This is a genomic window from Chitinophaga sp. SYP-B3965 (genome assembly GCF_009647655.1).
In the GTDB taxonomy this organism is placed as follows: domain Bacteria; phylum Bacteroidota; class Bacteroidia; order Chitinophagales; family Chitinophagaceae; genus Chitinophaga.
Genome location: NZ_WJFD01000005.1, coordinates 232,699 through 256,598, shown reverse-complemented (window position 1 = coordinate 256,598; position 23,900 = coordinate 232,699). Strand labels below are relative to the sequence as shown.

The window sequence follows — 23,900 nt, the reverse complement described above, 5'->3', positions numbered from 1 at the left end:
TTGATAAGTGTAGAATTGACGTGAAGCCTTGAGATACAACAGTTAAACTTATGCTATTTATTTACACTATAACGTTTTTACGTATATCAAACTAACCTATTATCAGGAGTCAATGGAATGTTGGGTTATTAATGGTAATTTTGCACCATGAATATTTCAACTATTTCAAGACCGAGGATTCACTTTACACAGGAACATGAATGGATTGATTTTAATGGAACCGTGGGCTTTGTAGGCTTATCCATGTTCAGACTCGCAGGAATAAAGAAAATAGACAACATCGAATGGGTCAATAATAAAGGCACAATCGAAAAAAACACGCTCATCGCAAATATCCACTCGGGCAGTACCGTTATCCCATTGCACTCTCCGTTGCGTTGCAAGTTCCTGGGCATTAATGCAAAGTTAAAGAACAACCTGAACCTTATACTCGAGAGTCCGCAGGACCAGGGTTGGATCTTCTTTGTGACGCCTATGAAGTTCCAGAATAAAGAGAAAGAAGAGTTACTGCAACCGGCAGATTATCAAAAACTCATTCGCGGCATTAAAGTATCCTGATACAGCGTATGCAAAATCCAAATCTAGTAGTTAAGCCTGCCAGATATGTGACCGACTCTGCTTTTGACTGGTTGTATCCTGAAAGGATCCAGCAATTGTCAAAGCGGCATTGGACGCCCATGAGCGTTGCGAGAAAATCAGCACAATTCCTGGCTAACAGTCCGGGTAAAAAAGTGCTGGATATTGGCAGCGGCGTGGGTAAGTTTTGCATTCTTGGCGGCATCAGCTTCCCACAGGTGAATTTTTACGGGGTGGAGCAAAGAGAGGAATTATACCATCTTTCGCTGGAAGCGAAGGAAGTGGCCAATGTGCAGAACGTGGATTTCATTCATGCCAATTTCACAAAGATTGACCTGGATGCATATGATAATTACTATTTCTACAATTCCTTCTTTGAGAATATTGATGACGGGGACAAGATTGACAACGCCGTAGAATGTTCTGCCAACCTGTACGTTTACTACTCCCGTTTTCTTTATAGAGCGCTGGAGAAAAAATGCAGCGGTACACGGCTGGTTACTTTCCACAGCCTGGAAAATGAAGTACCGCCCAGTTACCAGGTGGTGGATGTTTCTCCCGACTTCCAGCTAAAAATGTGGATCAAGCGCTAATAGATCTCCGGATTTACCACAAACGGTAACCGTTCTCCTTTTAATCCTGCAATAATATTTTGCGCTGCCATGGTAGCCATAGCATTTCTTGCTTCTACTGTGGCAGAGCCGATATGCGGTAATACCGCTACATTGGGCATATCTAATAGTGGATTATCTGCTGCCATAGGTTCCGGGTTAGTCACATCAAGACCGGCACCCCATATTACTTTTTCATTCAGGGCATTGATGAGGTCTGTTTCATTATGAATAGATCCCCTGGCGGCGTTCACAAAAATGGCGGTGGGTTTCATTCTATCGAAAGCGGCTTTGTTGAACATGCCCTGGGTTTCCGGTGTTAGTGCAGTGTGTACGGATAATACATCACTTTGTGCGAGCAGCTCTTCGAATGATACTTTTTCTGCTTTTAATATTTCTTCTGCTTCTTTATTTGTGTGGCGGTTGTGGTAGATCACTTTCATACCGTATGCGCCGATGCAACGTTTGGCCATTTCGAAACCGATCTTTCCTAAACCCGCAATACCTAATGTTTTACCGGTGAGTTCCATACCCAGGTTAGCGGTTGGTTCAAAAAAGCCCCACTCTCCTTTACCGATCTGTTTATGCATGTAGAATGCTTTGCGTGAAACGGCGAGCATTAATAGAAAAGCGGTATCCGCTGTGGCGTTACTTAATACGCCGGGGGTGTTTCCGATAGGGATCTTTAATTCCGTAGCAGCTTTTACATCTACATTATCAAACCCTACTGCATGTAAAGCAATTACTTTCAGGTGACTGCATTCCTGCAAAAAACTACTGTTAATTTTATTAGGGCCTACGCTTAATAAAGCATCATGTTGTTTACAATATGCTATCAGTTCTGCTGGTGTGAGGTCTCGCTTTTCCGTCCACTGTGTAATATGGAGACCTGCGTCCTGTAACAGTTGTAGTCCTTTTTCGGGAATAACCCTTGTAATAAAAACCTTCATGTTCTAAAAATACAGCTTTCTGCCTTAGGTTAGTGTTAAGGTTGTTTTAGCATAAATTATTATCTATATTTATCCCAATTCCACAGTATATGAAACACGTAAAGCGCGCCTTACTTGCCGGCATTGTTATGCTTGCCCTGTACGGCTTCATTACACAACATGCTCCTGCCAAATTTAAATGGTCCGGCGCCTGGCAGCCTACCCGCAAAAGTGCGGGGGATGGGGTTACCAAACTTGATATCAAAATAGGTGCCTTTATCAATCTCCCGGATCCTGCTGCGCTGGCAAAAGTTATTTTCCATGTCAATAAAAAGTTCCCTGGTTCTGCGCCCCTGGCTACCTGGGCGGTAGGTGATCTATCTAAACTCACACCTGCACACAAAGGTTTATCTGCGGAAGAGCATGAGTTATATTTATCCCATATGGATAAAGCAGGGGTGACTGTTTTCCTGGAAGTGTTTCCTTTTAAGGGAGATGATGTTCCTGCGATGATCGATCAATGGTTGAAGAAATTTTCACACCATACCTGCATTGCAGGGCTGGGTGTAGAACTGGAATACTATGGGAAAGCCACAGATTCTCTCGCTAAAGTATGGGATGAAAAAATAAAATCGCATAACCCTGCTTATCGTTTATTCCTTCGTCATTATAGTCCTTCTTTTATGCCGCCTGTTTATCGCGGCAAAGGGGATCTGCTGTTTATTGATGATGCATCAGAAGGTACGATTACTGAATTAAATAAAGGGTTTGCTGACTGGGCGAATCATTTTTATCCTGCTGCCTGTGCATTTCAACTGGGTTATCCTGCTGATGAAGATGGCATGAATGGCAGTAAGGAATCAGGATGGTGGAAACTGAAAGACCCTATCCGCGATTGGGGAAATGATATACTGCCGCTGATCAAACATCCGGATCAGGAATTAGGACTGATATGGGTGACGGCTAAATCCGGCAAGCCTTATAATGCTACATGGGATCTGACTAAATAAATTTTCAAATGAAATTCTCTTTCTTTTTTCTGGTGGTGCTGTTCGCACTTGGTGTAAATGCACAAACTGTTTCGCTTACACCTGCACATGGCCCTGAGCCAAAGATCAATGGGCCGAAAGTATTTGGTGTAAGGCCGGGGCATCCGATCGTTTTCACTATTCCTGCTTCCGGCAAACGGCCGATGACCTTCTCTGCTTCTAATGTTCCCGATGGAGTAAAAGTAGATGCTAACACGGGTAAGATAACCGGCAGCATTTCCAAAACGGGTGCGTATGTTATTTCGTTACAGGCGAAAAATGAAGCCGGTACCGTTCGGCGGGATTTTAAAATAGTAGTGGGAGAAGATATTGCCCTCACGCCTCCTATGGGTTGGAACCACTATAATATTTATGGTACCCGCATCACGCAGGAAGATGTATTGGCACAGGCTAAGGCCATGGCATCCAGCGGACTGATCAATCACGGATGGTCTTATATGAATATAGATGATGGCTGGCAGGGTGAACGTGGCGGACCGCTACATGCTATACAGCCAGATACTTCCCGTTTCTCAGATATGAAGCAACTGAGTGATGAGATCCATGCCCTGGGACTTAAATTCGGCATATACTCTACGCCATGGGTAGAATCTTATGGTCATCGTATAGGCGGTACTGCTATGAATGCAGAAGGAAAATTTGAAAAGACCAAAGAACAGGTACCGCGGAATAAAAAACAACTCCCTTATGCTATAGGTACTTATTCCTTCGTGGATGCGGATGTAAAACAGTGGGCATTGTGGGATGTGGATTATATGAAGTATGACTGGAATCCTGCAGAGTTGCCGGAAACCAAAATGATGTATGATGCATTAAGGAATAGTGGCAGAGATATTGTTTACAGTTTATCTAACAGTATTCCGTTTGCTACGATCGCTGATCTATCTGCTGTATCTAATGCATGGCGTACCGGTGGTGATATCAAAGACAACTGGAAAAGTCTGAAAAGCCGCATCCCTACGCAGGATAAATGGGCGCCCTTTGCCCGTCCGGGTCATTGGAACGATCCGGATATGATGATCGTTGGTGTAGTGGGATGGAATGCAAAAGATAAATGGCCTTCTAAACTTACACCAGATGAGCAATATGCCCATATGAGTGCATGGTGTTTAATGTCTGTCCCCCTGTTATTGGGTAACGATATGACAAAGCTGGATGACTTTACCTTAGGATTATTAACGAATGATGAAGTGATTGCTATTAACCAGGATGCTTTAGGTAAACAGGCTACGGTTATATCCAAACAGGGAGACCTGGTAGTCATGGCAAAAGATATTGAAGACGGATGCAAAGCTGCGGGCTTGTTTAATCTCGCAGACAGTGGCACACAACAGCTTACATTGAAATGGGCAGACCTTGGCATAAAAGGGAAATATGTTGTGCGGGACCTCTGGCGGCAAAAAGACCTCGGCGTTTTTGAAGGGGAGTTTAAAACTCCTGTGGCAGAACACGGCGTGGTGATGGTACGATTGGAACCAGTTCCTCCTCCAACATTAAGATCGGCCATGAAACCTGCTGTGAAAAATGGTGGATTTAAAATGCCGGGGTATATTCTCTGGTGCCCTTCTGTGATCAAAGTGGGTAACACGTATCATATGTTTGCTTCCCGCTGGCCGGAGCAATATGGATTAGGCGGCTGGACGAAATATTCAGAAGTAGTACGTGCTACTTCAAATAATTTATATGGCCCTTATACTTTCCAGGAAGTGGTTTTGCAAAAGAGAGAAGGTTATTGGGACAATGACCGTGCACATAATCCCAAGATCGTTAAAGCGGGGAATACCTTTGTACTGTATTATATTTCTTCCGCTAACGAAACGGGATATGCTACTGCTGATAAGATCACAGGGCCCTGGAAGAGAATGGATAGCCTGGCGATGCCGTTTTCCAATCCCGCGCCGCTTATTAGAAAAGATGGCAGTGTGTATGTATTCGGGAGGAAAGCGGTGAAGGATATCCGGATTGCACAAGGTTATACGGCTCCTTCTTTTAAAGGTCCTTATACGCGCCTGGAAGCAGAGAATCTCCTGCCTGGTTTGAATCAACTGGAAGATCCTACTATCTGGTGGGCCTCCGGTCAGTACAATGTGATCCTGAGCGATTTTCGGGGAGATGCCACCGGGGTGAATAAAGATGGTGCGCAGTATTACTCTAAGGATGGTATTCATTTTGCGCTGCTTTCGAAGGAATCCATCTACTCTAAAAAAGTAACATATGATGATGGCAGCTCTTTCACCTTCCGGCGGAGGGAGCGTCCTTTTGTATTTACCAATGAAAAAGGTGAAGTAACGGCCTTCTTCACGTCCTGCCTCACGGATAAAGAACAATCCTGGATAGAAGTGCAGCCGGTGGACAAGTACATTCCCTAACAATAAAATCATGTTGCACAGCCCAACATAATTTATAATTTAGTGGTTGATACGGAACCATTTATTAGAAAATATCACGTTTACAATGGATAACAGAAGAGAATTTCTGAAGAAATCTATGTTATTATCCGGGGCTGCCGGTGTTTCTTCTATTTTGCCAGCGTCCATACAAAGGGCCATGGCAATAGATCCCCGGCCGGGTAGTACTTTCCTGGATGCAGAACATGTGGTGATCCTCATGCAGGAGAACCGTTCCTTTGACCACTGCTTTGGTACGTTAAAAGGGGTTCGGGGTTTTAATGATCCCCGTGCTGTGACCTTGCCAGACGGCAAACCGGTATGGCTGCAAACCAATGCAAAGGATGAAACCTACTCCCCTTTCCGGCTGGATATCAAGGATACCAAAGTAACCTGGATGGGTGCCCTGCCCCATTCAAGGGCCAGCCAGGTGGATGCTCATAATGAAGGTAAATATGATAAATGGCTGATCGCTAAAAAACCGGGTAACAAGCAATTTGAGCATATCCCCTTAACCATGGGATATTATACCCGGGAAGATATTCCGTTCAACTTTGCCATGGCAGACGCTTTCACGGTATGTGACCAGAATTTCTGCTCTGCCATGACCAGCACTACGCCCAACCGTTCTTTCTTCTGGACAGGTCAGATCAACAGTAAAGAAGATGGGCTTACTAAGGCGAACATCCGCAATACGGACTACAGCTATGGTAAACTGAAATGGAAAACCTTTCCCGAATTGCTGTCTGAAAACGATGTCAAATGGAAATTCTATCAGAATGATCTCAGCACAGGTGGTGGTTATACGGGAGATGAACGTTCCTGGTTAGCCAACTTCGGTTGCAACCTGCTGGAATTCTTCGCGGCTTATAATGTGCAGTTCTCTGAAAGATATGTGAAAAGTCTGCAGAAGCAGATTGAAACACTGCCAGACGAGATCAATAAATTACAGGAAGTTACACCTTCCACAGAAGCTGCTGCTACAAAGAATAAAGCGGATGTGATTAAAAAGCAGGCAGTACTGGATAATGCTGTATCCGAAATGTCGAAGTGGAATAAAGAAAGCTTCGAAAAACTAACGGATAAACAGAAAGAACTTTACTATAGCGCTTTCGTGATCAACTCTGAAGATCCAGGTTACCGTTCCATTACTACTTTAAAATATGATGATAACGGAACATCCCGTGAAATGACAGTACCGGCCGGAGATGTACTGTATCAATTACGCAAAGACGTTAAAGAAAATAAACTACCCACTGTATCCTGGATAGCAGGACCACAGAAATTCTCTGATCACCCCAGCGCTCCATGGTATGGTGCATTGTATGTATCTGAGATCATGGACATCCTCACCAGTAATCCTGAAGTATGGAAAAAAACTATCTTCATTGTTACTTATGATGAGAACGATGGTTACTTCGACCACTTCGTTCCATTCTCCATCCCGGATGAAAACAAACCTGGTACAGGAAAAGTTTCTCCTGGCATAGATACAGAAGTAGAACATGTAAGATTAGCGAATGAACTGGCACAAGGCATTGAGAAGAAACAAGCCCGCGAGGCCCCTATCGGACTGGGTTTCAGGGTACCTTTATTAATTGCTTCTCCCTGGAGCCGTGGTGGTAAAGTAAACTCACAGGTTTTTGATCATACTTCCACCCTTCAGTTCCTGGAAGAATTCGTGAATAAAAAATTCTCCAAGAAAATTCACCTCGATAATATCAGTCAGTGGAGACGTACGATCTGCGGTAACCTTACCTCTGCGTTCACGCCCTTCGACGGTACAAAAAACGACTTACCTTTTCTTAATAAAGAGAAATTCGTAGAGACGATTCATAATGCGCAATTTAAACCTGAACCTACCGGATATAAACAATTCTCTTCGCGTGAAATTGCAGCGCTGAAGACGCCAAACCCATTGGCGAAACAGGAACCGGGGCTTCGTGCTTCCTGTGCATTACCTTATGAGTTATATGCGGATGGTAAGTGGAATGCAGCTACCAAGAGTTTCGATCTCACGATGGCTGCAGGTAATCAACTATTCGGTGCAACATCAGCAGGTTCTCCTTTCAGAGTTTATGCTCCTGTTTCATTTGCCGGTCAAAGTTTCAGGAACTGGGATTTTGCAGTGAAGGCAGGGGAGAATCTGGGGTATAGCTGGCCGGTAGCGCAGTTTGCAGACAGTAAATATCATCTTCGCTTACATGGGCCAAATGGTTTCTACCGGGAATTTACCGGTAATGATCATGATCCTTCTATGGAAGTTAGTTGTGAATATGTGCGTGATAAAAGTGGTAGTCTGGTTATTAAGATCCGTAATACTTCATCCTCAGATGCGCTAAAGATCACGGTGAAGGACAATAGCTATAAGCAGGCAGATGTGCAGCACATCATCGGTAAGGGCAGTTCCAAGGATATTTTCCTGGAGCTGGGTAAGAACCATAACTGGTACGACTTTAGCATAAAGGTGAATGGGTTTGCTGCTTTTGAGAAACGTTATGCAGGAAGAGTGGAGAACGGGGTGGAAGGGTTTAGTGATCCGTTGCTTTCTTAAAGTTTTGTTTGAGGGCTGCTCTTTGAAGCGGCCCTTTTTTTTGATCTCGTTTTCTTGTGATTTGCTTTCAATTTCAATCTTCGTTTCATAAATGATGAATCGGATTCATCATTTCCTGCTTGGATGCAAGTTTAGAATCCCTTTATCTTTGCACCATCATGAAACAAACTACGTCATATTGCCTTTCACTGAGTTGCTATCTGAGCAACCGGGAGGTCGTGTGATTACTTGAATAAAGGAATTTCGAACGCCTCTTGGTTTATACTGAGAGGCGTTTTTGTTTTTTATACACCCCTGTGGGCAAACGGGAAAGTCGCCTGACTTAGGATCAGGAGTTTTGTGGGTTCGACTCCCACCAGGGGTACTTATGGGTGATCGGCTACGATGGTGGAGTAGCACCGGACTGTAAATCCGGTACATCAGAAACGTAATAGGTTCGAATCCTATATCACCCACGAATGGAGGATAGGCAAATGATGGTTTGTTGCGGCACCCTGCTAAGGTGTTCCGGTCTTTTCCGGTGATGGTTCGATTCCATTGTCCTCCGCATATGATCATGTACCCAATGTTGCTATAGGGGTTAGTCTGCAAAACTAACTTAACGCAGGTTTAATTCCTGTCATGATCTCTTATTTGGAAGATTGCCAGAGTTGGTAATGGCGCAGTCTTGAAAACTGACGGCGGTGAAAACCGGCAAAGGTTCGAATCCTTTATCTTCTTCTGTTGGTATTCTTGTGTGATTTTCTTTTAGAATTATCGGTATCTTAGATTATTCACAACGAAGATTCTGAAATGAATTCAGGAGTTGCTATTTGCTTTCAAATTATCTGTACTCGAATCTTTCAAAACGCCAACCCATGGTCATCCTGAGCGGAGTCGGTTGTGATTTGCTTTCAATCTTCTAAACATACCAACCGTTTTGTCTATTCAAACTCGTTTGTCGTCAACCGTTAAAATTCACCAGCACTACACCTTAACCTCCAGTTAACAATCATACATAAATATTTCGTTTAAAATTGGGGCCTAACCTATCTATTAAATAGCATGCACACCAAAACAACCATCCTCTATTTAACAGCATCCCATCCTTCCATAAAACAACAATCCCGCCATTAGCGGGACTCCTGTAAAAGTTTTCACTACGGAATAATCCTTATTGTGATTTGCTTTCAAACTGAAATTAATAAATTCCAACATACAAACTACGCTATGAAAATAAATCTTGGCCTCGATATAGGCACAAACTCAATTGGCTGGGCAATAGTAGAAACCACTGATGCTGGTAAGCCTATCAGGAATATCGCAGCAGGCTCCCGGATCATTCCTATGTCACAAGATATCCTGGGAAATTTCGACAGTGGCCAATCACATTCGCAAACAGCTGAAAGAACAAACTTCCGCAGTATACGCAAGGTCAGGGAAAGATCACTTCTCCGTAGAGAGCGATTGCACAGGGTATTGAATATCCTGGGATTTCTTCCTGAACATTATTCTAACCAAATTGATTTCGAAAAAAAATTAGGTCAATTTATACCGGGATCAGAACCTAAACTCTCCTATCACACACAATTCATTTTCGCAAACTCGTATGCGGAAATGCTACTGGATTTTTCCAGGCACCAACCTGCATTACTGGCAGAAGGAAGAATAGTCCCGCATGCATGGACCATCTATTATCTCCGCAAGAAAGCATTAACTGAAAAAATAGAAAAAGAAGAACTGGCCTGGCTCCTGCTCAACTTCAATCAAAAAAGAGGTTACTACCAGTTACGAGGAGAAGAGGAAGACGAAACCCCAAACAAGTTGGTGGAATTTCACACATTTAATATTGTAGACGTACAGGCAGCAGAACGAAAAAAAAATGAGGAGGACACCTGGTACAACATCCAACTTGAAAATGGCTGGGTCTACAGGAGAACCAGTAGGGCTCCATTAGACTGGATTGGTAAGAGAAAAGAATTCATTGTTACTACTGAACTGAACAGCGACGGTACAATAAAACTCGACAAGGATGGAAAAGAAAAACGCTCATTCCGTGCTCCTGATGAAAACGACTGGACACTTCTAAAAAAGAAGGCGGAATATGACCTGAGTCATAGTAGTAAAACAGTAGGCGCCTACATCTATGATACCCTTCTTCAAAATCCCAATCAAAAAATAAAAGGGAAACTCATCCGTACAATAGAAAGGGAATTTTATAAAACCGAACTCCAACAAATACTCCATACGCAAAAAAAATTCCATCCAGCACTAAATGGCAGAAAAGCCTATTCTCTTTGCATTGAAGAATTATACCGGCAAAACGAGTTACACAAGCATAATATCCGGCAAAAAGACTTTTCCTATCTATTTGTGGATGACATCATTTTTTACCAAAGGCCACTAAAGAGCAAAAAATCGCTTATCAGCAATTGTAACCATGAAAGCAAACTGTCTCCCAAAGGGGAAGTGATCCCTGTAAAATGCATCCCAAAGTCCCATCCTCTATTCCAGGAATTCCGGTTATGGCAGTTCATTCAGAACCTAAGGATATATGAGAAAGATACTGATGTAAACATCACAGATGAACTGCTCAAATCAGAACAGGACTGGGAAAGAATATTCGAATGGTTGAACGACAGAAAAGATATCGAACAGAAAATACTATTGAAACAATTCTTCAAGCTAAAAAAACCGGATGAATATCGATGGAATTATGTGGAAGATAAGGCATACCCCTGCAACGAAACAAGATCTCAGATACTAGCCAGGTTGTCCAAGGTAGAAAGTGTGCCTGTCGCCTTCCTGACAAAAGAAAATGAAGAAGCTTTATGGCATATCCTTTATTCTGTTGAGGACAGGGTCGAAATTCAGAAAGCATTGAAGACGTTCGCCCAAAAGAAGGAACTGGGGGATGACTTTGCAGAGACGTTTAAAAAGTTCCCTCCATATGTGAAGGATTATGGTGCATTTTCAGCCAAAGCAATTGGGAAACTGTTGTCATTAATGCGTATCGGGAAATACTGGCAGCCAGGTAACATTCACCCTCACACATTACAGCGGATCGATAAAATCACAACCGGTGAATATGACGAATCGATTAAGGACAGGGTGAGAGATAAAGCGATATCACTTAAGAGTGCATCGGATTTTAAAGGATTGCCGCTTTGGCTGGCCTCTTACATTGTTTACGATCGTCATTCAGAAGATAAAGAAGCCTTACAATGGAGAAGGCCCTCAGACATTTCCCTCCTGCCACAACACAGCCTGCGTAATCCCATCGTAGAGAAGGTGATCAATGAAACACTCCTCGTAGTAAAGGATATCTGGAATGGATATGGCCATGGTAAAGAAGGTTTCTTCCATGAAATCCATGTAGAACTTGGCCGGGAAATGAAAAATCCTGCGAAGAAGCGTGAGCAAATGACAAAACAGGTAATTGGAAATGAGAACACCAACCTCCGGATAAAAGCATTACTAGCGGAGTTAATGAATGATCCTAATGTTGAGAATGTTCGCCCCTATTCTCCCATGCAGCAGGAAATCCTGAAGATCTATGAAGAAGGGGTGCTGCATGCTGAAAATGATATACCCGAAGATATTTCTAAAATAGCCAGACAGTCTCAGCTAACAACAGCTGAACTATCCCGTTATAAGATCTGGCTTCAGCAGAAATATAGGTCTCCTTACACAGGGAAGATAATTCCGCTGAATAAATTGTTTACAAGGGCTTATGATATTGAACACATCATTCCGCAGTCGAGATACTTTGATGATTCTTTCAGCAATAAGGTTATTTGTGAAGTGGAGGTGAACAAGGATAAAGATAAAAACACCGCCTATGAATACATAAAGAACAATGGTGGCAAAATAATGGAGGCCAGTTATGGAGAGAAAATAAATATCCTTACCGTTGAGCAGTATGAACACCTTGTTAAAAACAGTTTTTCTAAAAACAGATCGAAATTAAAAAAACTCCTGTCGGAAGACATTCCGGAAGTCTTCATTGAAAGACAGCTTAATGATACCAGGTATATCAGTAAAGTTGTAAAGAACCTGTTATCTAATATCGTCAGAGAAGATAATGAGCAGGAAACGGTTTCAAAGAACGTTATTAGCAGTAATGGTAACATTACGGCAGCACTTAAACAAGATTGGGGGCTAAATGATGTGTGGAATGATATCATCACCCCGAGATTCGAAAGATTAAACGAAATGACGCAAAGCAGCCGATTTGGTAAGTGGGTAAATAAAGAAGGGAAGCTGGTATTCCAAACAGAATTGCCGCTTGAACATCAAAAAGGGTTTAACAGAAAAAGGATCGATCACCGGCATCATGCTTTGGATGCAATAGTGGTAGCCTGTACATCCAGGAATCATATCAACTATCTGAACAATGAAAGTGCCATTGGTAAAGGGCGTTCAAAAGCGGAAAAGGAAAAGAAACGTTATGACCTGAAACATACCTTATGCTTTAAGAAATATAATGACGATACTAACTACAAATGGGCATTTCATAAACCCTGGGAGAGCTTCACCCAGGATACGGGATCACTCATCAATGATATAATTGTCAGCTTTAAGCAAAACGTCCGGGTGATCAATAAAACTAATAACCGTTATCAAGGCTGGATCAAAAATGAAAACGGAGAACTAAAGAAAGGCTTTGTCAGGCAGACAAAAGGTGACAACTGGGCAATCAGGAAACCCCTTCACAAAGATACCATTCAGGGGCTGATTCAATTACAACTGAAGAAAATCGTTTCAACATCTGCGGCATTGAAGAATTGGGAAATGATCGTGGATAAGGACCTGAAGTCTAAAATCAAGGAATGGAAGGCGCTTGGTCAGAACCCTTCGGTGCTGCTAAAGGAGCAGGGAATCTCCAGAATAGAGATATACTATTGGGACAAGGAAATTGTGGCAACCCGGGTGAAAATAGATGAGAGTTTTGATTCTAATTATATTGACTGTATAACGGATACAGGGATCCGTAAAATTCTTCGTGCTCATCTGGCGGTATTTAATGAAATTCAAAACGGAAAGATCATTGAGCATCCTGAGTTGGCGTTTTCTCCTGATGGACTGGATGCTTTAAATAAAGAAATCCTTGCTCTCAATGATGGAAAGCCTCACCAACCCATTCTGAAAGTGAGGACTTTTGAGCCTAAAGGGAATAAGTTCAATGTTGGGCAGACGGGTAATAAGAAGGATAAGTATGTGGAGGCGGCTAAAGGAACCAATCTCTTCTTTGGCGTTTACCAGGATGAAAAGGGCAAACGGGTTACGGAAACAATTCCACTTCATGTAGTCATTGAGAGGCAAAAGCATGGATTGAAGTCAGTTCCGGAAATAAATGAGTCGGGGGATCGGTTGTTATTTCATCTTTCACCTAATGATCTTGTTTATTTTCCTACGGAGGAGGAGCTGGCGAACTGGAATGGGATTGGAGAGATTTCGGTGGACAGGGTGTATAAGGTGGTCAGCTTTTCGGGTAGCAGGCTTTCGTGTTTACCTAATGCAGTTGCCAAGTCCATTATCGATAAGTTTGAGTTTACAAAAAGGAATAAGATAGAAGGGGTGGACAAGGTAATGATTAAGAATGTTTGTTTTAAGCTGGTGGCGGATCGGTTGGGGAAGGTGAAGCTGTGTTCGGCTTTTAGTGGGGAGGGGCAGTTGCTGGAGGGAAGTTAACAGGCTGGGAAAGTTGAAGGCAAATCACAACGGGCAAGACACTGGTAATGATCTTTGTGTCGTTGTGAAAGATTGAAGATACCTAGAAATTTGAAAGAAAATCACAACACAAACAATGGATGAAAAAACCCCTTGTCTTTGTTGAGGAAGTATTAAGATACTGAGAAATTTGAAAGTAAATCACAACCGTTCGTGGCGGGCCTTCCTTTACCCTGCTGTTGTCAAAGGTCTAAGATACTGAGAAATTGAAAGCAAATTACAACAGGAGTTGGTTTAGGGCAATCGGGCACAGAGGTTGTAAAAGGCCTAAGATACCGAGAAAACACAACTACTTAAAAGCACAAATTAGGGTTATGCTGTGAAAGATATAAGATACTGAGGATTTTGAAAGCAAATCACAACATAAATCAGAAAGGGTACGTTTTAGTTTTGTTGTGAAAGGCCTAAGATACTGAGAAAATTGAAAGAAAATCACAACTCCTGTTAGTGAGTTATGGAATTTGCTAATGCTGTGAAAGGTCTAAGGTACTGAGAAAATTGAAAGTAAATCACAACGCTTAGAACGATGTTTCCATAAGCATAATAGTTGTAAAAGGTCTAAAATGCTGCGAAATTTGAAAGCAAATCACAACAAGCTATGCTATTGTTAAGGGGTTTATTTTGTTGTGAAAGGTCCAAGATACAGAGAAAATAAAAAAATCGCCTTCCCCACTTAAAAAAAGAAAACCCAATAAATTTGCCCCCTCCTCCCCTGAAAACATCAAACCAATTTTCTAAATAGCTCCCTCTGTCGCAAAAAGCCCTTTAGAGGTGCGAGGTTATCTGAATACCTTATTTTAAGCCTATGTCAACCCTATGTAAAGATAATCCCTTACCTTAGCCGTATTATGGCAATGCTCACAGATAACCTACTCCTTAAAGGAGCCAGCGGAACATTTGGCAAACAATTCGTTTTCAGGCAACGGAACGGCAAAACCGTGATCTGCAAAATGCCAAAGCCTTATGAGAAGCCCCCTACAGACAAACAATTGGCCAACCGGGAAAGGTTTTCCAGGGCTAATACATACGCAAAAGCTGCCATCGCAGATCCGGTTAAAAAGCAATATTACCTGGCAATGGCCAAACCGGGGCATTCGGCTTACAATGTAGCTTTCCGGGAAGCCTTCCATGGTCCGGAGATCACAAAAGTGAGTGTGGAAGCGGGAATCGTTACTATACAGGTAAAAGACAGCTATATAGTGGATAATGTAAAGGTGGAATCTTCAGGGCAAATCCGGCCGGCAACTCCAGGCAAGAACCGCCGTGAATGGGAGTATAAGCTCCGAAGTAGTGAGAAGATCATCAGGATACTGGCTTACGACAGGACCGGAAACGTCAATACAAAGGATATTTTATGTTAGGACTGCTGATGATTTATTAAAAAGCACTATATTCAGTTTAAACATTAATAGCCATATTTTAAAATCGCCCTTTCCAATGAAAACGGATCAACATTATGGGGAGGAAATCCATATCCAAAAAGCCTTACAACTTGCTCCAATAGGCGCTTTTTTGACAGACATTGAAGGAAACTGCTTCTTTGTGAACGAGGAATGGGAGAAGATGACAAGCCTTAGCTTTGACAAATCACAAGGTAAGGGCTGGTTAAAGATCATCGTGGAAGAGGACCTTCCTGCTGTGGAGAGTGTCATTAACAGATCTGTTGAAACGCCGCATACCAGCCTCGTGTTTTATTACCGGGTGAAACATCCCAAAACAGGATTGCTCTATTGCAAAGCCAATATTCGCTCTGTTACCGACGAAGAGGATAACAGCCGCTACCTGGTTGGTTATGTACAGGATATTACGGAAGAAAAGATGAGCGAGAACAGGCAGATGGAACTAAGTACCCATCTCCAGGCGCTGATCACCTCCATGGAAGATATTGTATTTGAAATTGACGGGCACCTCACCTTCAAGAATGTATGGGTACATGATGAAGCTATCCTGTTCATGCCCAAAAAAGAGTTCCTGGGTAAAAAGATAGCCGATGTACTGGGACCACAAGCATCCATGTTCGTTGAAGTAATAAAGGAAGTAATTGAAGTGGGAGAAGTACGCGATATTACTTACAAACACTTTGATGATTCCAAAGACCAATGGTTTAAAGCAAGGATCAAACCTGTTATTAAAAGCCCTGACCTCTCGAATTATTTATTGGTACTGAGCATACAGGATGTAACAGCTGAAAAACAGGCGGAACTGGCGCTGCAGGATATAAGAGGGCGCCTTGAGCTTACTAACCAGTTATTAGATGTTAGCCAGGAATTGAGCAGAACAGGGGGCTGGGAAGTGAACCTGCAAACCCAGGAAATCTTCTGGACCAAACATACCTATTTAATTTACGATCTGGATGAAACATTTACTCCTGCTCTTGATGTGGTGAATACTTATGTTGCGGAAGAAGATCGTGTAATGATGGCCGAGCATTTTGCCGCAGCTATGTTTCAGGGTAAATCATATGATATTGAGTTAAGGATCATTACCGCGAAGGGGAATAAAAAATGGATCCGGGCTATTGGTACACCTGTTTTTTCAGACCACAATAAGGTGATCATGCTCCGGGGGGCTTTGATGGATATCACCCGTAAAAAAGAAGATGAACTGGAATTGATCCAGGCCAGGGATTCTGCGGAAGATGCGGCAAGAGCTAAATCAGATTTCTTATCCATCATGAGCCATGAGATCCGGACGCCATTGAATGGTATCATCGGCATTGCCAATCTGCTCAAACTAAATTATATCCCTGAACAGGAAGAATATATCCATAACCTCCTGTTCTCCGCTGATCATCTTTTGCAATTGATCAACGATATCCTTGATCTCAATAAAATAGACCGGGAACAATTCGAACTGAATTATTCTGTTCTGAACCTCCACGAACAGATCAAAAACATCCAAAACCAGTTTAAATCCCTGGCGGACATTAAAGGTCTTTCACTGGTAAGCACAGTAGATGATAACATCCCCAGGAAGATCATAGCAGATGTTACACGGTTGAATCAGATCCTGAATAACCTGCTCAGCAATGCTATTAAATATACAGATAAAGGACAGATAAGCATCAATGTGGAACTGGTGAAAAAACAAACGGAAAAGGTGACGGTTCATTTCTCTGTGAAAGACACCGGCATTGGTATTCCAAAAGAACATCTGGAAACGGTATTTGAAAGCTTCCGGCAAGTGCAGCAATCTACCGTTAGAAAACAAGCGGGTACGGGGCTTGGGCTGGCCATCACGCAGAAACTGATCACTTTACACAACAGCCAGATATTCCTGGAAAGCGAACCTGGTGTAGGAACAGAGTTTCACTTCGACATTGTATTTGATCTGCCCACCAAAAAGAACAGGCCGGCCAAACGGGAAGAACTCTTACCGGAAATTTCAGGTTATGCCAGGAAATTTAAAGACATCCGCTTAATATTTGTGGAAGACAATCCCATCAATGTACTGGTGGCCAAAAGGCAACTGGAATACTTTGGTATACAACCGGATTGCGCACTGAGCGGACCAGAAGCACTGGAACTTTTGCAGAAGAACAAGTATGACATTGCCCTGCTGGACCTTCATATGCCTGAAATGGATGGCTATGCCCTGTCAGAGATCATCCGGAATGAATATAAGGATGTGCATATCGTTATTTTCACGGCAGATATTATGCCGGAAGTAAGAAGGAAATTTGCGCAGAAAGGGGTGTTTGATATACTTAATAAACCTTTCTTCCCACGGGAAATGTTAGCTACCCTTTTGAAGATTGCGCAGGTGATGAAGCTGAAGATCTAATTTAAAGGGTTCCAATCGTTCAAGATATTCTTAATGGTATATTTCTTAGCTTCTGCTGCGCTTAATTGCTTTGACCAGGAAACACGATCCTTTGTAGAAGCCCCGGGGCCAGTATTTCCGTATTCAGCATAGTAAGTTGTTTTCTCTTTGTCCGGGAATCTCGCATCGCCGGACCATGGGTCCCAGCCTGCGGCTACAATGTGAGCACCTAATTCACAATGTATAAAAACAGTACGGGCATAAGGGCGCCAGGGCCTTCCGAGGTATACTCTTTTTGCAGCGGTGTCCGTTTCCAGTTTGCAATTCATGAGTACGAAACCGAATGGTTGTCTTGGTGAAGTAGCGGCCGCGGTGATGAAGGAATTCACTAAGCTCTTGATAGTGCACCTTTGAAATACAACGGTTGCTTCGCCAAAAATGAAATCAGTAGTGCCTTCAATATAGCAATCCTCGTAATACTGCCGGCTGTTCTCTTTGCCGGCGTATAAAGTATCCTGGTTGCCCAGCAGTTTGCAATTCTTTATAACAGCACGATCTGCTTCTACATGTAATGCAACACCCTGCCCTACTCTGCCGGCTGTGTTCCGGATGGTGATGTTCTCTGCGCTGAAATCATTGCCTTGAACAAGAACGGTGTAGGAGGTGAAAGTGCTGAATTTCCCTTCTGGTTTTAATTTACCGGAATAGTCATCATTGGTGATAATGGTGCTGTCTTTATTCTCTCCTACGAATGCAATATTGGTTTTCCAGGAAGGTACCACGATCTTTTCATGGTAGACACCGTTCTTAATATAGATCTTAACCTTTTGCTGTGAAAGGTCACGGATGGAATTAATCGCTTCCTGTATTGTTTTGAAATCTCCTGTGCCGTTTGCATCCACTGTTACCTGTTGAGCCTTCAGGCATTGCGCTGCGAATATAAGAATGATTAAAAAGGGTTTCATGTTTTAAGGGTTATTTCAAATTTAAGCAATTTATTATATATCTTAGGTACTGTATGAAGTTTGTCTTTTTACTGTTTATCAGTCTATCCGGCTTTTGCCAGGATACGACAAAAGTGGCCTGTATCGGCGCCAGCATTACTTATGGCGCAACGATCAAAGACCGTGAGCATTTTTCTTTTCCTGCACAGTTGCAAACATTACTGGGGGCTACTTATAAAGTAAGCAACTTTGGGGTAAGCGGGACTACCCTATTGCGCAATGGCAATTCACCCTATCATAAAACGGGCGCATATCAACAAGCGCTGGCCATTGAACCGGATATCGTTATTATAGACCTTGGCGGGAATGATAGTAAACTGGTGAACCGGCCTCGTTATGGGGAGTTTGTTGCAGATTATGATACGCTGATCAAATCGTTTGCTGCGTTACCTTCTCATCCAAGGATCCTATTACTTTTGCCGGCTGTTTCTTTTGTAACGGATAGTACCGGGATCTGGGACCCTGTGATTGTGCGGGATATTATTCCGCTTATTCGCCAGGTGGGTTTGAATACACAGCGGGAGGTAGTGGATATGCATAGCCTGCTGGTGGATAAACCTGAGCTGGTGCCTGATAAGATACATCCTAATGCGGAAGGGTCTGGAATTATGGCTAAGCGGTTGTATGAGCAGATTATAAAACATCAAATCCTATCATTTGAAACATTTATCCCTCCTGTTAATTCTGACAGTTACTCTTATAAGTTGCGCTCATAACACAGAGCCGGAGAAAAAAGTATTGGCCGATACCATTGGACTAATGGCAGCATTGGAAAAAATGGTTCCTGAAGATACGTTAGCAACGTCTGCTGAACTATTATCGGAAATCAGTTTTAGTGTAAAAGAAGGAAACGATTTTAGTCCTTATATTGAAATAGCAAATCCCAAAGAAGCCCTTGTCAACCTTATCGATAAAAATAAAAAGGTGATTGATGAGGATACCATCACGGTAATTATTGATTATCCGCTAACAAAGTCTTATACATTCGAGTTGGTTTCCCCTGGCGGGTTTACCAAACAAACACTCATTCAGGAGATCTGTAAACACTATCATTTAATATACGCTGAAGAAGAAAAGACCACGACAACTAAGGTAATTCCCCTTGAAGAAAGAAAAGGGCTGATCAATAGAAATGAAACGAATGGAAAACACGGGATCTGGGGGCACGATATCATAGATCTGGTATTGTCCGAAATATTAGTTTACAGGACGGCTAAAGGACAAATAGTTCTTACCTTAGGGATCGAATCATGATTTATGTTTTATGGAAGAGGTATACGAGGTAGAAAAAACGTTCGAGAAAATTGATTTTACCCAGCGGCCTTTGCCCAAAGGTGAATACGAATTATGCAGCTTTATTAACTGCGATCTTTCAAATGCTGATCTATCCGGTATTAATTTTTCAGGCTGCAGTTTTTCAGGCTGCAATTTAAATATGGCGAACCTGGCAAAGACGGCCTTCAGGGATATTAAATTTTCAGACAGCAAAATGTTGGGGTTGGATTTCGGGAACTGCAATCCATTTGGCTTTGCCGTTAAATTTGATAACTGCATCCTCAACCATTCTTCTTTTTATCATACCAAACCTAAGAAGACAACCTTTAAAGACTGCAACCTTCGGGAGGTGGATTTTACTGCCTGTGATCTGAGTGGTTCTACTTTTGATAACTGTGATCTGGCATTGGCTAAATTTGACAGCACAATTCTTGAGAAGGTTAATTTTCTGACTGCGTATAATTATTCTATTGATCCGGAGTTGAATAAGATAAAAAAAGCCCGCTTTTCCCAGATGGGGATAGCAGGCCTTTTAGATAGATATGATATTGAGATTGAGCCTTAATATTTCAACAATTCTCCAATCTTCGCTCCTACCTTTTCCGCATTCGGCAACATCTCCTTCTCCAATGCCATATTCAAAGGCACGGCAGGCAGATCCATTGCACCCATTGTCATCACAGGAGCATCCAGCCAACGGAAGCATTCCAAAGAAATCCTCCCCGCTAAACTTTCTGCGAATGAATTATTCAACTGCTCTTCTGTTAATACCAGACACTTACCGTGTTTACGTACTGTGGCAAAGATCAACTCTTCATCCAGGGGATATAACGTCCGCAGATCTATTACTTCTACTTTCCCGGGGTATAATGCAGCTGCGGCTTTTGCCCAATACACGCCCATTCCGTAAGTGATGATGCACATGCCCTCTCCTTCCAGGACTACACGCCCTTTGCCCAATGGCAGGATGTAATCTGCAGCAGGTTCGATGGTCATGGCCTCCAGGGTTCCGGGTACTTTACTCCAGTACAATCCTTTATGTTCCAGCATTATGACGGGGTTGGGATCCAGGAAGGCTGCTTTCATCAAACCTTTGAGGTCCGCTGCGTTGGAAGGATAAGCGATCTTGATCCCTTTAATGCTCAGCAAGGTGGATTCGATACTTCCGGAGTGATAAGGTCCTCCTCCTCCATAAGCACCAATCGGTACACGGATGAGCGTTTGCACGGGGAACTTGCCGGCGCTGAGGTAACAGCTTTTGGATATTTCACTCACCAGCTGATTAAAACCGGGATAGATGTAATCTGCAAACTGTACTTCTACGATAGGCTTTACGCCAACGGCAGAAAGTCCAACGGTGCTGCCAATAATATAGGCTTCCTGGATGGCGGTATTATATACACGGTGGTCTCCGAATTTCTCTGCAAGTGTAGCTGCTTCTCTGAATACACCTCCCAAACGACGGCCGACATCCTGGCCGAAAAGTATTGCTTCCGGATAAGCATGCATGATCTCTTCAATAGCATGCAGCGCGGCATCTACCATCACTACTTTACTTCCGTTTGCAGGTGTTCTTTCACCCAATTCTTCTGTAATGGGTGTGGGTGCAAATATGTGATCGGCAACGGTGGTGATATCAGGTTCCGGGCTATTGCAGGCGGCTTCGAACTCTTCATCGATGCGCCGCTTTGCTTCCTCTTCTATTTTTATGGCTTGTTCAGGCTCAAGTAATTGTTTGAGGCGGGGTAATGGATCACGGCTCAGATGTTTGTTAAGATCTTCTGTGGTACGGTACCATTCTTTTCTTACACCTGATGTATGATGACCTAATAAAGGCGTGGTGGCATGTACCAGTACCGGTTTTCTTTCTGTCCGCACATACAGCAGGGCGGATTCCATGGCGTGGTAACTGGCTTCAAAATCACTTCCGTCCACACGGATCCTTTCCAGGCCTTTGAAACCGGCAGCATATTCAAAGGCATCCATGGCCCTTGCTTCTGCTGAACTTACGGAAATGCCCCATTCGTTATCCTGCACGAGGTAGATCACTGGCAAACCTTTCAATACGGCAAACTGGAAGGCTTCACTCACTTCTCCTTCTGTTACACTTCCATCGCCAAGGGAGCAAAGCACTACCGGGCTTTCTGGTGTATCCATCAGGCCAACGCTTTCCAGGTATTGAATTCCCTGGGCTATGCCTGTAGTAGGAATCACCTGCATACCGGTGGCACTGCTTTGATGCGGGATCACTGGTTTGCCGGGTTGGCGGCTGCTGGGATGACAATAATAAGAACGGCCGGCACTGAAAGTATCCTCTCCTTTTGCCAGTAATTGCAGCATGAGCGTGTAGGGAGAAAAACCCATGGCCAGCATCATGCTATCGTCCCGGTAATAGGGGCTTACGTAATCCCAGGGCTTCAGGAGCATACCTGCTGCTATCTGGATGGCTTCATGGCCTGAAGAGGTGGAATGTACATATTTGCAGATGGGCCGGTTGGCTTCGTACTTATCTGCCATGCTCCTGGCCAGGCACATTGTGCGGTATGCTTTCAGCAGCAATGTCTGGAATGCTGCATCCTGCTCGCGGTGAGTAATGGTGGCTTCCAAAGTCGGATTGCTTATACTATCTTTAACCACAGTAAGACTGTTTTGGTGATATGACATGGCGAATTAGCATTATTAGTTGCTACAACAACTATTGCTAATGCAAATTAAATAATATGCACGATACTTTTGTTAGTAATCCATCTTTTTTTAAGCTGGATGCAACCCTGAAAAAAATACGTAACTACTGGCAGAAGAGCTTTGATGCTCTCCGTAAGGATATAACAGTAGACCAGTGGCTGCTGATTGAGAACCTCTATAAGCATAAGCGCATCACACACAATGAGTTAGCCCGATTAACCTCAAAGGACATCACAACGGTTTCCCGGATCATTGAATTATTGGTAAAAAAGGAACTGGTGGAAAGGCAGGGATCTACAGACGACCGCAGGAAGGTATTTGTTCAGCTTACACCGGCTGGTGTGAACAAATACAAAGACGTGAGGCCTTTGGTACTGGACATGCGTAAAACGGGGTGGAAGAATCTCTCGGAGGCAGATTATTCAGAGTTAACGAGGATCCTTGATGTGATCTACAGCAACATACCGGAAGAAAGTAAAAAAGGAAAAAATTAATAAGAAAAAGACTAAAAAAAATCGTTTAAGCTAAGCTGGGACGTATCCTTTTTACTTTATAATTTTTTCTTTTTACTCCTTACCTACTTCACCTGGAATTCCAGCAGGCTATCATCTTCAATGAAAGCCTCCAGGCCATCACCGATCTGAACAGGCCCTACGCCTTCAGGTGTTCCGGTAAACACAAGGTCTCCGATATTCAGTGTAAAGAATCTCGAGATATACGCAATCAATTTGTCGAAAGAGAATAACAGGTCCTTCGTGTTGCCTTGCTGTACAATTTCCTTGTTCTTGTAAAGACAAAAGTTGATGTCTTTCAAATCTGTGTCCTCTTTCAATGGAATGAACTTTCCGACAACAGCAGAATTATCGAACGATTTGGCGATTTCCCAGGGCAGTCCTTTGGACTTTTGCTTTTCCTGCAAATCCCTCGCCGTGAAGTCGATCCCTACAGAAATACTATCGTAGTATTTCGAGGCGAACCGCTCCTGAATGTGTTTCCCGTTCTTCGAAATCCGCAACACCAGTTCACATTCATAATGAAGGTTATCCGTAAATTCCGGATAATAGAAAGGATGGTTGTTTTGCAGCAGGGCATTCTTTGGTTTCATGAAAATCACGGGATCGGAGGGCACTTCGTTCTTCAATTCTTCTGCATGTTTGGCATAGTTTCTTCCAACGCAGATAATTTTCATAATGCGTGTATTTTGTAAGGTTAATAAAGCCTATGGTTTGACCCATAGTCCACAATACATTGCCCACTGTGCGTACTATAATTCCAATTAACGAGGTGTAATTCTGAATTATATAACGATCAGTGGTACACGGATCATGACCTATAGCGGTTAAGGTAGGGGTACCT

Annotated in this window: 16 protein-coding genes and 4 tRNA genes; 16 read left to right on the top strand and 4 right to left on the bottom strand. The window is 43.0% G+C overall.

Translation table 11 applies throughout. The features are described from left to right. Window positions 1–147: 147 nt before the first annotated feature. Together GFS24_RS24335 and GFS24_RS24330 are read left to right on the top strand one after the other, a co-directional pair. Entirely contained in the window at window positions 148–558 is a 411-nt protein-coding gene (locus tag GFS24_RS24335) for a glycine cleavage system protein H (protein ID WP_153664192.1), read from the top strand. Between the two features lie 47 nt (window positions 559–605). Then, complete coding sequence (locus tag GFS24_RS24330; RefSeq protein ID WP_173003181.1) at window positions 606–1,169, top strand: class I SAM-dependent methyltransferase; 564 nt, start codon at window positions 606–608, stop codon at window positions 1,167–1,169. Here GFS24_RS24330 and GFS24_RS24325 read toward each other — a convergent pair. Further along, window positions 1,166–2,137, bottom strand: a complete 972-nt coding sequence (locus tag GFS24_RS24325) for a D-glycerate dehydrogenase (protein WP_153664188.1) — start codon at window positions 2,135–2,137, stop codon at window positions 1,166–1,168. The two genes, GFS24_RS24330 and GFS24_RS24325, sit on opposite strands and share 4 nt — an antisense overlap. An 89-nt stretch (window positions 2,138–2,226) precedes the next feature. Here GFS24_RS24325 and GFS24_RS24320 point away from each other — a divergent pair, with 89 nt between their 5' ends. The 10 genes from GFS24_RS24320 to GFS24_RS24275 all read left to right on the top strand — a co-directional run bounded on the left by GFS24_RS24320 (window position 2,227) and on the right by GFS24_RS24275 (window position 17,601). Continuing rightward, window positions 2,227–3,126, top strand: a complete 900-nt coding sequence (locus GFS24_RS24320) for a hypothetical protein (protein WP_153664186.1) — start codon at window positions 2,227–2,229, stop codon at window positions 3,124–3,126. Between the two features lie 8 nt (window positions 3,127–3,134). After that, entirely contained in the window at window positions 3,135–5,534 is a 2,400-nt protein-coding gene (locus tag GFS24_RS24315) for a putative Ig domain-containing protein (protein WP_153664184.1), read from the top strand. A gap of 85 nt (window positions 5,535–5,619) precedes the next feature. Further along, entirely contained in the window at window positions 5,620–8,106 is a 2,487-nt protein-coding gene (locus GFS24_RS24310; protein WP_153664181.1) for a phosphocholine-specific phospholipase C, read from the top strand. Between the two features lie 290 nt (window positions 8,107–8,396). Next, a tRNA-Leu gene (locus GFS24_RS24305) sits at window positions 8,397–8,470 on the top strand. Between the two features lie 5 nt (window positions 8,471–8,475). Further along, window positions 8,476–8,561 (top strand) — tRNA-Tyr (locus GFS24_RS24300). A 5-nt stretch (window positions 8,562–8,566) separates the two neighbouring features. Further along, window positions 8,567–8,653, top strand: a tRNA-Ser gene (locus GFS24_RS24295). Window positions 8,654–8,741: 88 nt separating this feature from the next. Beyond that, a tRNA-Ser gene (locus GFS24_RS24290) sits at window positions 8,742–8,826 on the top strand. Between the two features lie 489 nt (window positions 8,827–9,315). Next, a complete protein-coding gene (gene cas9 / locus GFS24_RS24285) occupies window positions 9,316–13,779 on the top strand; it encodes a type II CRISPR RNA-guided endonuclease Cas9 (RefSeq protein ID WP_153664179.1) in 4,464 nt (1,487 codons plus the stop codon). An 887-nt stretch (window positions 13,780–14,666) separates the two neighbouring features. Further along, window positions 14,667–15,179 (top strand): hypothetical protein, encoded by a 513-nt coding sequence (locus GFS24_RS24280; protein WP_153664176.1) that lies wholly within the window; start codon window positions 14,667–14,669, stop codon window positions 15,177–15,179. Window positions 15,180–15,255: 76 nt separating this feature from the next. Beyond that, complete coding sequence (locus GFS24_RS24275) at window positions 15,256–17,601, top strand: ATP-binding protein (protein ID WP_153664174.1); 2,346 nt, start codon at window positions 15,256–15,258, stop codon at window positions 17,599–17,601. Here GFS24_RS24275 and GFS24_RS24270 read toward each other — a convergent pair. After that, the gene (locus GFS24_RS24270) at window positions 17,598–18,545 is read right to left on the bottom strand and encodes a pectinesterase family protein (protein ID WP_153664172.1); all 948 of its coding nucleotides are present in this window, start codon (window positions 18,543–18,545) and stop codon (window positions 17,598–17,600) included. The two genes, GFS24_RS24275 and GFS24_RS24270, sit on opposite strands and share 4 nt — an antisense overlap. A 53-nt stretch (window positions 18,546–18,598) precedes the next feature. Between GFS24_RS24270 and GFS24_RS24265 the strand changes: the two genes are divergently transcribed. The 3 genes from GFS24_RS24265 to GFS24_RS24255 are packed head-to-tail and all read left to right on the top strand — an operon-like array spanning window position 18,599 to window position 20,424. After that, window positions 18,599–19,300 carry a GDSL-type esterase/lipase family protein gene (locus GFS24_RS24265; protein ID WP_153664170.1) on the top strand — a complete coding sequence of 234 codons (702 nt, stop codon included), beginning with the start codon at window positions 18,599–18,601 and terminating at the stop codon, window positions 19,298–19,300. A gap of 43 nt (window positions 19,301–19,343) precedes the next feature. After that, window positions 19,344–19,838, top strand: coding sequence for a hypothetical protein (locus GFS24_RS24260; protein WP_173003180.1), 495 nt, complete (start codon window positions 19,344–19,346; stop codon window positions 19,836–19,838). A gap of 10 nt (window positions 19,839–19,848) precedes the next feature. Continuing rightward, window positions 19,849–20,424: a pentapeptide repeat-containing protein gene (locus GFS24_RS24255; RefSeq protein ID WP_153664166.1), complete on the top strand. Its 576-nt coding sequence runs from the start codon at window positions 19,849–19,851 to the stop codon at window positions 20,422–20,424. On the opposite strand, the gene GFS24_RS24250 is transcribed toward GFS24_RS24255, so the two are convergent. After that, complete coding sequence (locus GFS24_RS24250) at window positions 20,421–22,523, bottom strand: thiamine pyrophosphate-dependent enzyme (RefSeq protein WP_153664164.1); 2,103 nt, start codon at window positions 22,521–22,523, stop codon at window positions 20,421–20,423. The two genes, GFS24_RS24255 and GFS24_RS24250, sit on opposite strands and share 4 nt — an antisense overlap. 56 nt (window positions 22,524–22,579) lie before the next feature. On the opposite strand from GFS24_RS24250, the gene GFS24_RS24245 reads away from it, so the two are divergent. Continuing rightward, a complete protein-coding gene (locus GFS24_RS24245) occupies window positions 22,580–23,038 on the top strand; it encodes a MarR family winged helix-turn-helix transcriptional regulator (protein ID WP_153664162.1) in 459 nt (152 codons plus the stop codon). Window positions 23,039–23,121: 83 nt separating this feature from the next. Here GFS24_RS24245 and GFS24_RS24240 read toward each other — a convergent pair whose 3' ends face one another. Next, window positions 23,122–23,733, bottom strand: coding sequence for a fumarylacetoacetate hydrolase family protein (locus GFS24_RS24240; RefSeq protein WP_153664160.1), 612 nt, complete (start codon window positions 23,731–23,733; stop codon window positions 23,122–23,124). Window positions 23,734–23,900: the final 167 nt, after the last annotated feature.

Excerpts from the sequence above, each read along its gene's own strand:
- GFS24_RS24335 (WP_153664192.1), top strand. The coding sequence starts at position 148 with ATGAATATTTCAACTATTTCAAGACCGAGGATTCACTTTACACAGGAA.
- GFS24_RS24325 (WP_153664188.1), bottom strand. The coding sequence starts at position 2,137 with ATGAAGGTTTTTATTACAAGGGTTATTCCCGAAAAAGGACTACAACTG.
- GFS24_RS24320 (WP_153664186.1), top strand. The coding sequence starts at position 2,227 with ATGAAACACGTAAAGCGCGCCTTACTTGCCGGCATTGTTATGCTTGCC.
- GFS24_RS24315 (WP_153664184.1), top strand. The coding sequence starts at position 3,135 with ATGAAATTCTCTTTCTTTTTTCTGGTGGTGCTGTTCGCACTTGGTGTA.
- GFS24_RS24310 (WP_153664181.1), top strand. The coding sequence starts at position 5,620 with ATGGATAACAGAAGAGAATTTCTGAAGAAATCTATGTTATTATCCGGG.
- cas9 (WP_153664179.1), top strand. The coding sequence starts at position 9,316 with ATGAAAATAAATCTTGGCCTCGATATAGGCACAAACTCAATTGGCTGG.
- GFS24_RS24280 (WP_153664176.1), top strand. The coding sequence starts at position 14,667 with ATGGCAATGCTCACAGATAACCTACTCCTTAAAGGAGCCAGCGGAACA.
- GFS24_RS24275 (WP_153664174.1), top strand. The coding sequence starts at position 15,256 with ATGAAAACGGATCAACATTATGGGGAGGAAATCCATATCCAAAAAGCC.
- GFS24_RS24270 (WP_153664172.1), bottom strand. The coding sequence starts at position 18,545 with ATGAAACCCTTTTTAATCATTCTTATATTCGCAGCGCAATGCCTGAAG.
- GFS24_RS24265 (WP_153664170.1), top strand. The coding sequence starts at position 18,599 with ATGAAGTTTGTCTTTTTACTGTTTATCAGTCTATCCGGCTTTTGCCAG.
- GFS24_RS24260 (WP_173003180.1), top strand. The coding sequence starts at position 19,344 with ATGGCAGCATTGGAAAAAATGGTTCCTGAAGATACGTTAGCAACGTCT.
- GFS24_RS24255 (WP_153664166.1), top strand. The coding sequence starts at position 19,849 with ATGGAAGAGGTATACGAGGTAGAAAAAACGTTCGAGAAAATTGATTTT.
- GFS24_RS24250 (WP_153664164.1), bottom strand. The coding sequence starts at position 22,523 with ATGTCATATCACCAAAACAGTCTTACTGTGGTTAAAGATAGTATAAGC.
- GFS24_RS24245 (WP_153664162.1), top strand. The coding sequence starts at position 22,580 with ATGCACGATACTTTTGTTAGTAATCCATCTTTTTTTAAGCTGGATGCA.
- GFS24_RS24240 (WP_153664160.1), bottom strand. The coding sequence starts at position 23,733 with ATGAAAATTATCTGCGTTGGAAGAAACTATGCCAAACATGCAGAAGAA.